This window comes from Vibrio splendidus 12E03, from assembly GCF_000272105.2.
GTDB classification, from domain to species: Bacteria; Pseudomonadota; Gammaproteobacteria; order Enterobacterales; family Vibrionaceae; genus Vibrio; species Vibrio splendidus_I.
The window spans coordinates 1-11,204 of the sequence record NZ_AJZD02000007.1 but is presented as its reverse complement, the minus strand read 5'-3'; the positions used below and the strand labels follow the sequence as shown (position 1 = coordinate 11,204).

At 44.3% G+C, this 11,204-nt stretch carries 9 protein-coding genes, 1 pseudogene and 1 other annotated feature; of the genes and pseudogenes, 6 read left to right on the top strand and 4 right to left on the bottom strand.

The features are described 5' to 3' along the window. Positions 1 to 39 precede the first annotated feature (39 nt). The gene (gene arcB / locus A142_RS00800; protein WP_019825219.1) at positions 40 to 2,409 is read left to right on the top strand and encodes an aerobic respiration two-component sensor histidine kinase ArcB; all 2,370 of its coding nucleotides are present in this window, start codon (positions 40 to 42) and stop codon (positions 2,407 to 2,409) included. 7 nt (positions 2,410 to 2,416) lie between these two features. Then, positions 2,417 to 2,860 carry a hypothetical protein gene (locus A142_RS00795; protein WP_017070077.1) on the top strand — a complete coding sequence of 148 codons (444 nt, stop codon included), beginning with the start codon at positions 2,417 to 2,419 and terminating at the stop codon, positions 2,858 to 2,860. Positions 2,861 to 2,996: 136 nt separating this feature from the next. On the opposite strand, the gene arcA is transcribed toward A142_RS00795, so the two are convergent. Beyond that, positions 2,997 to 3,713, bottom strand: a complete 717-nt coding sequence (gene arcA / locus A142_RS00790) for a two-component system response regulator ArcA (protein ID WP_004741534.1) — start codon at positions 3,711 to 3,713, stop codon at positions 2,997 to 2,999. Between the two features lie 429 nt (positions 3,714 to 4,142). Further along, a pseudogene (locus A142_RS25345) lies at positions 4,143 to 4,244 on the bottom strand (ribonuclease activity regulator protein RraA); the annotation flags it as partial. Positions 4,245 to 4,291: 47 nt separating this feature from the next. Between A142_RS25345 and A142_RS00785 the strand changes: the two are divergent. Next, positions 4,292 to 4,777, top strand: coding sequence for a putative 4-hydroxy-4-methyl-2-oxoglutarate aldolase (locus A142_RS00785; RefSeq protein ID WP_019825218.1), 486 nt, complete (start codon positions 4,292 to 4,294; stop codon positions 4,775 to 4,777). Positions 4,778 to 4,889: 112 nt separating this feature from the next. Here A142_RS00785 and A142_RS00780 read toward each other — a convergent pair whose 3' ends face one another. Continuing rightward, positions 4,890 to 5,348: a hypothetical protein gene (locus A142_RS00780; protein WP_019825217.1), complete on the bottom strand. Its 459-nt coding sequence runs from the start codon at positions 5,346 to 5,348 to the stop codon at positions 4,890 to 4,892. Positions 5,349 to 5,665: 317 nt separating this feature from the next. Next, positions 5,666 to 5,784, top strand: a sequence feature (Thr leader region). A gap of 29 nt (positions 5,785 to 5,813) precedes the next feature. Here A142_RS00780 and thrA point away from each other — a divergent pair. The 3 genes from thrA to thrC are packed head-to-tail and all read left to right on the top strand — an operon-like array spanning position 5,814 to position 10,527. Further along, the gene (thrA, locus tag A142_RS00775; protein WP_019825216.1) at positions 5,814 to 8,273 is read left to right on the top strand and encodes a bifunctional aspartate kinase/homoserine dehydrogenase I; all 2,460 of its coding nucleotides are present in this window, start codon (positions 5,814 to 5,816) and stop codon (positions 8,271 to 8,273) included. A gap of 17 nt (positions 8,274 to 8,290) precedes the next feature. Then, positions 8,291 to 9,247, top strand: a complete 957-nt coding sequence (thrB, locus tag A142_RS00770) for a homoserine kinase (protein WP_032545562.1) — start codon at positions 8,291 to 8,293, stop codon at positions 9,245 to 9,247. Continuing rightward, positions 9,244 to 10,527: a threonine synthase gene (thrC, locus tag A142_RS00765; RefSeq protein WP_017059314.1), complete on the top strand. Its 1,284-nt coding sequence runs from the start codon at positions 9,244 to 9,246 to the stop codon at positions 10,525 to 10,527. The genes thrB and thrC overlap by 4 nt, the downstream gene beginning before the upstream one ends. 77 nt (positions 10,528 to 10,604) lie before the next feature. Here the strand turns inward: thrC and grcA are convergent, their stop codons facing one another. Next, positions 10,605 to 10,982, bottom strand: coding sequence for an autonomous glycyl radical cofactor GrcA (gene grcA, locus A142_RS00760; RefSeq protein ID WP_019825214.1), 378 nt, complete (start codon positions 10,980 to 10,982; stop codon positions 10,605 to 10,607). Positions 10,983 to 11,204 lie beyond the last annotated feature (222 nt).

Sequence of the window (11,204 nt, the reverse complement as noted above, 5' to 3'; positions counted from 1 at the left end):
AGGGTAGAATGTTGCTAGTCTTATCGCATGGAGCGCTAAATGAAACCCATGAAAAATCTTGCCCAGTATTACGTGGATCTACTCGTAAAACTGGGGATTGTCCGCTTTTCTATCTTACTCGCCCTAGCGCTTGTTGCCCTCGCTGTTGTTGTGCAAGTCGGTATCACCCTCGCACTCAAAGGCAATGTTGATGACATCGACATTGTCCGTTCAGTTTTCTTCGGTTTAGTGATCACGCCTTGGGCGGTTTATTTTCTGTCAGTCGTCGTGGACCAGTTGGAAGAGTCTCGTCAAAGATTAGCGAAGTTGGTCTCTAAGCTTGGTGACATGCGTGAGCGAGACCAAGAGCTGAATAATAAGTTACAGCTCAATATCGAGAAGTTGAATCAAGAAATCGAAGAGCGTGAAAAAGCCGAAGAAGCGCGTGCTGAAGCGATGCACGATCTTGAAAATGAAGTCTTTCAACGTGAGCGAACTCAGCTTGAGCTAGCAGAGCGTACTGCATTGTTACGTTCGTTTATCGATGCTTCTCCTGACCTTATTTACTACCGTAATGAAGAGGGTGTTTTCTCTGGTTGTAACCGTGCGGTTGAAGAGCTCACTGGCAAGACAGAAAAAGAGCTAGTCGGTTTGACGCCTTGGGATGTCTACAGCAAAGAGGTCGCTCAACAAGTTGTAGAAACCGATAAGAAGGTGTTTGCCGACAACCAAGCGCTCACTTATGACCAATGGCTTGAATACCCAGATGGCCGTAAGAGCTACTTCGAACTGCGTAAAGTGCCTTTCTATAGCAAAGATGGCCGCCATTTAGGCTTAGTGGGTTTTGGTCGTGATATTACCGAGCGTAAAGAGCATCAAGAGTCGCTAGAGAAAGCCAGTCGCGATAAGACCACCTTTATCTCAACCATCAGCCATGAGCTAAGAACGCCGCTTAACGGCATCATCGGTTTGAGCCGCATGTTGCTCGATAGTCAATTGACCACCGAACAGCGTAAGCAGATGCAAACCATCAAGGTGAGCGCGGTGACACTGGGTAATATCTTCAACGATATTATCGATATGGATAAGTTCGACCGCCGTAAGCTTGAACTCTTCCCTACGCCTATTAACTTTGAAGATTTCGTTGTCGAGATCGAAAGTATTTCTGCGTTGATGGCTGAGCAGAAAGGGTTAAGGTTCGATCTAGAAAGATTGTCTGATCTTCCAGCTGCTGTTGAGGTGGATGGTACTCGTCTTAGACAGGTACTGTGGAACCTTGTTAGTAACGCGATGAAGTTCACCAAAGATGGTGGAGTGGTGATGACAGTCAGCGCCGACATTGATGGTGACTTTGCCAACATTACAATGGAAGTGGAAGATACTGGTATTGGTATTCCTGAAAGTGAAATCGAGAAGATTTTCGCGATGTACTATCAGGTGAAATCGGGCACGGACAACTTGCACGCTGTCGGCACGGGTATTGGTCTTGCTGTCTCTCAACAGCTAATCAATATGATGGATGGCCACATTGAAGTCACCAGTGAAGAGGGCTTTGGCAGTACCTTTACGGTTTCGATTCGAGTTCCTGTGAATCACGATACTCAGGCTCTGATCAAAACGCCAAGAAAACAGTCGAATCTTAAGATCTTTATGGTCGAAGACATTGAACTCAATATCACAGTGGCTCGCTCTCTACTTGAAAGCCTTGGCCATGAAGTGACCGTCGTGATGACGGGTAAAGAGGCGCAAATTGCTTTCAACCCTGAAGACTATGATTTGGTGTTGTTGGATATCCAACTGCCAGACATGACGGGTTTCGACATTGCTCAATACTACCGCGAGAAATACAGTCAGCTACCACCTTTGGTGGCATTAACTGCGAACGTCTTAAACAACAAGCAAGAGTACTTCCAGAAAGGCATGGACGAAGCGATCAGCAAACCTTTGTCGGTTCGAGCTATCCAAGATGTGATCAGTGAACTTATCGAAGATGCACCAGAGGTAATTGAGAAGGTAGCAGGCACGGATAAGGTTGAGAGCATTGATAAAGTCGACGCGAGTAAGCCTGTTCTTTCAGCAATTGATACCACTTTGCTTGATATTGATATGCTAGAGTCTTATGTTGATATTGTTGGACCTAAACCGGTTTTGGATAGCATCGCGATGTTCGAAGATATGATGCCGGAGTATATGGAAATATTGAACTCCAACATGGTCGCGAAAGATAAAGCCAGTATCGTTTCTGAGGCACATAAGATTAAAGGTGCAGCAGGTTCTATTGGCCTGAAACGCATCCAACAAGTTGCCCAGAAAGCTCAATCTCCAGATATGCCTGCGTGGTGGGAGAACATTTCAGATTGGGTTGATGAGATAAATAACGAATACCAGAATGACATTGAAGTCTTAAAGAGTTGGTTAAACCAAAGGTAGAAGAATAATGAAAAAATTAGCATTCGCCGCATGTGTAGTGGCATTAGCGGGTTGTTCTACGCCACAAGTAGAATGGCAGCAAGATAATCAAGTCGAAGTATCTGCAGCAACAGTTACCATGAAAAGCAACCTTTGGCACAACAAGATGCCAACGATTGGCGAGACTCAAGATAAGACCCTGCATGGTTCTATCTACCTAGAGTCAGATTCACAACTGCCAGCAACGCTTGCGGTTGAGAGTGTTACGGTTAAACAGGGTGCAGACACCTTGTTGGTAACGGCTGACGATCTTGATTTAAGAACACACAGTGAAACTCAATGGGAAGTCGCGTTTGTATGGCAGCTAGAGATCGACAGCGACAAGCCTGTTGATGTAGCGGTTGAACTTAAAGATGGCGAAACCGTGAAGTGGTTAGTAGAGAAAGACGTTAAGGTGGATACGGTTTACTAAAACCTTATCCAATTAAGAACAATAAAAAAGGGAGAATGCGTTGGCATTCTCCCTTTTTAACAACTATTGATGACGCTTCTAATGTTCAAAGTACTTACTGGTGAGTAGTGCTAAATGGTCAGAAGCGCGAATCGAATTAGTCTTCTAGGTCACCACAAAAGCGGTAGCCTTCACCGTGAATCGTTGCAATGATTTCTGGCGTACCAGAAACAGATTCAAAGTGCTTACGAATACGACGGATTGTTACGTCTACAGTACGATCGTGTGGTTTAAGCTCACGGCCTGTCATCTTCTTAAGAAGGTCTGCACGTGTTTGGATCTTACCTGGGTTCTCACAGAAGTGAAGTAGAGCACGGAACTCTGAACGAGGTAGCTTGTAGCCTTCGCCATCTGGGCTAACCAGAGAACGACTGTTGATATCTAGTACCCAACCGTTGAACTCGTACTTCTCAACGCTACGCTTCTCTTCTTGAACAGAGCTTGTGCTCATTGAACGGTTCAGAAGGTTGCGTGCACGGATAGTCAGTTCACGAGGGTTGAAAGGCTTAGTGATGTAGTCATCAGCGCCGATCTCTAGGCCAAGGATCTTATCAACTTCATTATCACGACCAGTTAAGAACATAAGCGCTACGTTTGCTTGCTCACGTAGTTCACGCGCAAGTAGTAGGCCATTCTTACCTGGAAGGTTGATGTCCATAATTACAAGGTTAACTTGGTTGTCAGATAGCACTTGGTGCATCTCTTCACCGTCGCTAGCCTCAAAAACAGCATATCCCTCTGCTTCAAAAATACTCTTTAGAGTGTTACGAGTTACTTGCTCATCTTCAACGATAAGAATCTGCGGGGTTTGCATTTGGCGGTACCTAAATTTGTGACGAAACTGTGCTAATAGAATAAATTCTAGGCAAAAACATAACATACAGGTAATGTATTTTTGATGATAACTTAAAGTTTTCAAAAAAACACTTACTTCCAGCTATCTGCCTTCCTTGAAGTATTGCCCAATAACGTAGATCCAGTACGCCTTTCAATCATTCTTTTAGTGATTGGAGTGGATTCTATAATGTTAACAGCATGCTAACAACGCGAGAATGTTAATTCCATTCACTTTGTTGATTTACATCAATTGCCGTATCGCAACAAACTTTAATAGTATGGCTACAACTTAACCAATGTTATGGTGACTATTTAGCACCAAAACAAGAATGATTATTCGAGATGCTTCGCACATCTTGCCTGCTAAAGACCGGATTATGAACCAAGGAAGCTGAAAGCTGTCTTAAGAGTCTAGTAGATAAATATGCTCAATCAACTTTTATTGAGTAATAAATTGAGCATAGAACAATGAAAACAAAGGATTAATTTTAATAACATATAAAAGCATAGAGGCTAGCCTGACATAACCGGTAACGCCTTACTCACGGAGGATATATGCACGATATAACACCCGACTTGTGTGATGAGTTTGAAAGCAAAGTCACATTACTTAACCTACCATTACAGAACTTCGGTCAACGTGGTGCGTTCTTTGGAAAAATTGTAACAGTTCGTTGTTATCACGATAATTCCAAGGTTCGCGAGGTTTTAGAGACTGATGGCATTGGTAAAGTGCTTGTTGTCGATGGAAATGGCTCATGCCAAAAGGCGCTGCTTGGCGATCAACTCGCTATTCTCGCGATAGAAAACGGTTGGGAAGGCGTGATTGTAAACGGTGCGGTGCGTGATGTAGGCATGATGTCGCAAATGGACCTTGGCGTTCAAGCGTTAGGTGCATCGCCATTCAAAACAGAGAAACGCGGTGTCGGCCAAGTGAATGTGACGCTCTCTATACATAATCAACTGATTCAGCCTGGTGACTATATTTATGCCGATTGGAATGGTGTGTTAGTTTCATCTGAGTTGTTAATTGAATCGTAACTGACTCAAATTTAATGCCGTTGATAGATTAGAACCGGGAATGGTTTGTGATGTACTGAAAGTTTGGGTCTCAATCCGCACTAATCAGTTAATAAAGAACAAGCTAAAGAGACTAAAAGCGAAACCCTAGTCCCACTTCAACACCTTGCTGCCACTCTTCATAATCAAGGGTGGCATGCAAATCTAGGTTATCTGTTAGTTGCACTCGGCTGGAAACCTCTGCGGCTACCGATTTCTCATTGTCTTCGGTCTCGTCTTTATAGGTGTGCAGAGAACTGTTGAAAGAGACTCTTTCTGATAACTGATAACTGATACCACTCAAGAATCCACTCTCCTGTTTTAGTGCCGCACTATTGATACGTGTACCGACGTAAAGATCCACATCTGAAAACAAGCTATAAGAGTAGCCACTGTCTATCTTCCAAGTATCGAAGCTTTCACTCGATGCGTTTTGTGTGGAGATAAAGAATTTATGAGAAGAACTATCGATTTGGCTGGGTAGTAGAGGCAAGCTATTCGCTGAACAAACAACAGGCATAGCAAAAGCCAAAAGAATAAGTAATCTCTTCATTTCCCACTCCTGATGTCATTATTGTTGTTCTTCGAACGTTATCGTACAATTAAAGCACAGAACTTGTACGTTCGCCGCACAATCGATATAGCATTTTGTTATGACCATATATGCAATTGATCACTCCTGCCTATTCAATGAGTAAATCCAGTATCTTAAGTGAAGGTTTATACAGGGTGTTTTATCCCTTAAATGACGGTTTGCTCTGAAAAACGGTGCGAATGTAAAAAAAACGCAACTTTTCATTGACGTCCAGTGGTAAAAATTGATACACGTAGAGTAAAGCACAAGCAGAGAATTTGATATGCAGCACGTAAGCCACCTAGTAATGACCACCACCATTATTATTACCGACATTAACATTGTTGGGGCAGGCTGCTAAGTAACGGATTTTAAAAAAAAGGCCTGTATCCAACAAGATACAGGCCTTTTTTTGTACCATTTTTATGACTTATGGAGAAAGGGATGCGCGTTTTAAAGTTTGGAGGTTCATCATTAGCTGATGCAGATCGTTTTTTACGAGCGGCTGATATCATCGCTAATAATGCCCAGCAAGAAGAGCTAGCCGTTGTACTATCGGCTCCAGGAAAAACAACCAATAAGTTGGTCGCTGTAATTGAAGCTGCACTTAAAAATGGTGAAGCAGACGCACAGATTACAGAGATCGAATCCTCATTCGCTGCACTGTTTGCAGATATTCAAGCCGTTGTTCCTTCTATTGATGGTTCTGCGTTCCAAGAGCAGGTTGATACTTCTCTTGCTCAGCTAAAACAGTTCGTAAACGGCATTAACCTGCTGGGCATGTGCCCGAACCATGTTAATGCTCGCATCATCAGTAAAGGTGAGCGAATCTCAATCCAGTTGATGAAAGCGGTACTTGAAGCGAAAGGCCAACCAGCAAGCCTGATTGACCCAGTTCAATACCTATACGCTAAAGGTGATCACCTTGAAGCTATGGTCGATGTGGATGTTTCAACTCAGAACTTCCGTCAATCGCCACTTCCTAAAGGTCACGTAAATATCATGCCGGGCTTTACAGCTGGTAACGATAAAGGTGAGCTAGTTACACTTGGCCGTAACGGCTCTGATTATTCAGCTGCAGTGCTAGCAGCGTGTCTACGTGCTGATTGCTGTGAGATCTGGACAGATGTAGACGGCGTTTACAACTGTGACCCGCGTTTAGTGGATGATGCTCGTCTTCTTAAATCGCTAAGCTATCAAGAAGCGATGGAGCTTTCTTACTTCGGCGCTTCGGTTCTACATCCGAAGACTATCGCTCCTATCGCGCAATTCCATATTCCTTGTCTAATCAAAAACAGCTTCAACCCACAGGGTGCGGGTACTTTGATTGGCCAAGACACTGGCGAAGATAACCTAGCAATTAAAGGTATTACGACGCTAAGCGACCTAACGATGGTTAACGTATCAGGCCCAGGTATGAAGGGCATGGTAGGTATGGCGAGTCGTGTATTCGGCGCGATGTCTTCTGCTGGAGTTTCTATTGTCCTTATTACTCAATCTTCTTCTGAGTACAGCATCAGCTTCTGTATTGAATCTGCTGACAAAGTGAAAGCGAAACAAGTGTTGTCAGACGCGTTTGAACTTGAACTTAAAGATGGCCTGTTAGAGCCGGTTGAGTTCATGGATGACGTTGCGATTGTAACGCTGGTGGGTGACGGTATGCGCACTTCACGTGGCGTGGCGTCTCAATTCTTCTCTTCTTTAGCAGAAGTGAACGTCAACATTGTTGCTATCGCTCAAGGTTCTTCAGAGCGCGCTATTTCAGCGGTTATCCCTGAAGACAAAATCTCTGAAGCGATCAAAGCGTGTCACGAGAACCTATTTAACTCTAAGCACTTCCTTGATGTATTCGTTGTTGGTGTTGGTGGTGTTGGTGGTGAGCTTGTTGACCAGATCCAACGTCAGCAAGGCAAACTGGCTGAAAAAGGCATCGTGATTCGCGTATGTGGTTTAGCAAACAGCAAAGGTTTGTTGCTAGACAGCGATGGTCTACCGCTAGAGCAGTGGCGTGATCGCATGTCGAGCGCGACAGAGGAGTTTAGCTTAGCGCGCTTAAATGCACTTGTTCAACGTAACCACATTATCAATCCAGTATTGGTTGATTGTACGTCTAGCGAAGGAATTGCGGCGCAATACGCTGATTTCCTAGCGGCTGGTTTCCACGTGGTAACACCAAATAAGAAAGCAAATACAGCGAGCATGGCTTACTACCATCAGCTTCGTGAAGTTGCACGTAATTCACGTCGTAAGTTGATGTACGAGACAACAGTAGGTGCTGGCCTACCGGTCATCGAAAACCTACAGAACCTAATCTCTGCAGGTGATGAACTGGAGAAATTCAACGGCATTCTTTCTGGTTCACTGTCTTACATCTTCGGTAAGCTTGATGAAGGTATGACACTCAGTCAAGCAACCAACATTGCAAAAGATAACGGCTTTACTGAACCGGATCCTCGTGATGATCTGTCTGGTATGGACGTTGCGCGTAAGCTGCTTATTCTTGCTCGTGAAGCGGGCATGGCACTTGAGCTTGAAGATGTTGAAGTTGACCAAGCATTGCCACCGGGTTTTGATGATTCAGGCACGGTTGAAGAGTTTATGGCTCGCTTGCCAGAAGCGGATGCTTACTTCCAAGAACAGTCAGCGATCGCAGCAGAAGAAGGCAAAGTACTTCGTTATGTTGGTGAAATAGCCGATGGTAAGTGTAAAGTTCGTATCGCAGCTGTTGATGGCGACGACCCAATGTTCAAGATTAAAGATGGCGAGAACGCATTAGCATTCTATAGCCGTTACTACCAACCGATCCCTCTAGTATTGCGTGGTTACGGTGCTGGTACTGAAGTTACAGCAGCAGGCGTATTCTCTGATGTGATGCGTACTCTTGGTTGGAAATTAGGAGTTTAGGAATGAGTTCAAGTGATATGGATGTTGTTGTTTATGCACCTGCATCAATCGGCAATGTCAGTGTAGGGTTTGATGTGCTGGGGGCCGCTGTGTCTCCAGTGGATGGCACGCTGCTCGGTGACCGAGTTATGGTTAAAGCAGGTGATGAATCATTCTCACTAAAAACAGCAGGCAGTTTTGTTTCTAAGCTGCCAACTGAAACCAAAGAAAACATCGTTTACGACTGCTGGGTTGTGTTCTCTCGAGAGCTCGATAAAAAAGGCGTTGCGCTAAAGCCTTTGGAAATGACACTAGAAAAGAACATGCCTATTGGTTCTGGTTTAGGTTCAAGTGCCTGTTCAATTGTCGCGGCACTGGATGCTTTAAACCGTTTTCATGGTCAGCCACTGAATGAAACTGAACTGCTTGCTCTGATGGGCGAAATGGAAGGTAAAATTTCAGGCGGTATCCACTACGATAACGTTGCACCCTGTTACCTTGGTGGTGTGCAATTAATGCTGGAAGAGCTAGGTATCATTAGTCAAGAAGTACCGTGTTTTGATGACTGGTACTGGGTAATGGCGTATCCGGGCATTAAGGTTTCAACGGCAGAAGCTCGCGAGATTCTACCTTCTCAATATCGTCGCCAGGATGTGATTGCTCATGGTCGCCATTTAGCGGGCTTTATCCACGCGTGTCATTCAGGTCAACCTGAACTGGCTGCGAAGATGATCAAAGACGTGATCGCTGAACCATATCGTGAGAAACTGCTTCCAGGGTTTGCTGATGCTCGTAAATATGCGCTGTCGGCTGGGGCACTGGCTACTGGTATTTCTGGTAGCGGTCCAACTCTATTTAGCATTTGCAAAGAACAAGATGTCGCCGAGCGTGTTGCACGCTGGTTAGAACAAAATTACGTACAAAATGAAGAAGGATTCGTTCACGTTTGTCGCCTAGATAAGCAGGGTTCGATCGTTACAGGAAGTGAGTTATGAAACTGTACAACATCAAAGAAAATGATGAACAAGTCTCTTTTGGCCAAGCCGTTCGTCAAGGCTTAGGCCGTAATCAAGGTCTATTTTTCCCATCTGAACTGCCAAAGTTTGATGATATCGATGCGCTGCTAGCAGAGGATTTTGTCCCTCGTAGCTCAAAGATTCTGTCAGCATTGATTGGTGATGAACTACCAAAAGAGCAGATCGACCAAATGGTGGATGCAGCGTTCCAATTCCCTGCACCAATCAACCAAGTAAAAGATGGCGTTTACGCGCTTGAGCTTTTCCACGGTCCAACACTGGCATTTAAAGATTTCGGCGGCCGCTTTATGGCTCAATCTTTAGCAGCTGTTTCTGATGGTGGTCAAATCACTATCTTAACGGCAACATCAGGTGATACTGGTGCGGCGGTTGCGCATGCTTTCTACGGCATGGAAGACATTAATGTTGTGATTCTTTACCCGAAAGGCAAGATCAGCCCACTGCAAGAGAAGCTGTTCTGTACGCTTGGTAAGAACATCCACACTGTGGCGATTGATGGCGACTTTGATGCGTGTCAGGCGCTAGTTAAAGACTCATTTGATGATGCTGAACTGCGTAAAGAGATCGGTCTTAACTCGGCAAACTCGATCAACATCAGCCGTTTAATGGCTCAGATCTGTTACTACTTTGAGGCGGCTTCTCAGCTGACTAAAGAGCAACGTGAAAACCTTGTTATCTCTGTACCAAGTGGTAACTTTGGTAACCTAACAGCTGGTCTATTGGCTAAAGCGCTAGGTCTACCTGTTAAGCGTTTCATCGCAGCAACCAATGAAAATGACACGGTTCCTCGTTACCTAGAAACAGGCCAATGGGATCCAAAACCGACTGTTGCGACAACATCGAACGCGATGGACGTAAGCCAACCAAACAACTGGCCTCGTATCGAAGAACTTTGCCAACTGAAAGGTTGGGGCTTAGATACACTAGGCAAAGGTAAAGTATCTGACGAGCAGAGCGCTGAGTCAGTTCGCGACCTAAAAGCACAAGGTTACCTATGTGAACCACATGGTGCGATTGCTTACCGTCTACTGGAAGAGCAACTGCAAGAGAACGAAACTGGCTTGTTCCTGTGTACAGCACACCCAGCGAAATTCAAAGAAGTGGTTGATGACATCCTAGGTTCTGATATCGAACTGCCTGGCCCGCTAGCAAAACACGCGGCGATGGAGCTGTTGTCTGAAGATCTTGATAACGATTTTGAAGCGCTAAAAGCTGTGCTTCGTCGAGTTCAACCGTAACGTCCATTTGTTTTTCGAACAAATAAAAACGGCGCTCAATGAGCGCCGTTTTTGTATTCTAATTTAAGCTCTAAAAATTATAGAGACTCAGTGAACGTACGTGCGATAACGTCACGTTGCTGTTCAGTTGTTAGAGAGTTGAAACGTACAGCGTAACCCGATACACGGATAGTTAGCTGTGGGTAGTTCTCTGGGTGAGCAACTGCATCTTCTAGCGTTTCACGCTTAAGAACGTTAACGTTTAGGTGTTGGCCACCTTCGATGCGTGGTGCTGTTTCGATTGCAACTTCACGGCTTTCGTACTCGCCTAGGTCTGCAGCTGAGATAACTTGGTCAGCTTCGAAACCTGCAGTAGCAACAACACAACGAGCTTCATTCTTCTCGCTATCTAGTAGCCAGATTGAGTTTAGTAGGTCATCGTTTGCTGCTTTAGTAATTTGAATACCTTGGATCATAACTATCTCCTAGTCCACTGAATGTGGTTTGATTATGGTGTTAACTTTCGATTTTTATTGAGCTGGGTAATATATACCTAATATTAGTAAGGTTAACATTGATTTAAGTCAAAAAACAACCAAAAACCATATTTTTACAAAGGTGATTATATTGAGGTAAATCAATAAAACCTTTGAAAACAAAGTAATTACAAAATATTTTAAAGTATAAAAAATATTTAA

Bases quoted from the DNA above. Each gene is read 5' to 3' on its own strand.
- thrC (WP_017059314.1), top strand. From the start codon at position 9,244: ATGAAACTGTACAACATCAAAGAAAATGATGAACAAGTCTCTTTTGGC.
- grcA (WP_019825214.1), bottom strand. From the start codon at position 10,982: ATGATCCAAGGTATTCAAATTACTAAAGCAGCAAACGATGACCTACTA.
- A142_RS00795 (WP_017070077.1), top strand. From the start codon at position 2,417: ATGAAAAAATTAGCATTCGCCGCATGTGTAGTGGCATTAGCGGGTTGT.
- A142_RS00785 (WP_019825218.1), top strand. From the start codon at position 4,292: ATGCACGATATAACACCCGACTTGTGTGATGAGTTTGAAAGCAAAGTC.
- thrA (WP_019825216.1), top strand. From the start codon at position 5,814: ATGCGCGTTTTAAAGTTTGGAGGTTCATCATTAGCTGATGCAGATCGT.
- A142_RS00780 (WP_019825217.1), bottom strand. From the start codon at position 5,348: ATGAAGAGATTACTTATTCTTTTGGCTTTTGCTATGCCTGTTGTTTGT.
- thrB (WP_032545562.1), top strand. From the start codon at position 8,291: ATGGATGTTGTTGTTTATGCACCTGCATCAATCGGCAATGTCAGTGTA.
- arcB (WP_019825219.1), top strand. From the start codon at position 40: ATGAAACCCATGAAAAATCTTGCCCAGTATTACGTGGATCTACTCGTA.
- arcA (WP_004741534.1), bottom strand. From the start codon at position 3,713: ATGCAAACCCCGCAGATTCTTATCGTTGAAGATGAGCAAGTAACTCGT.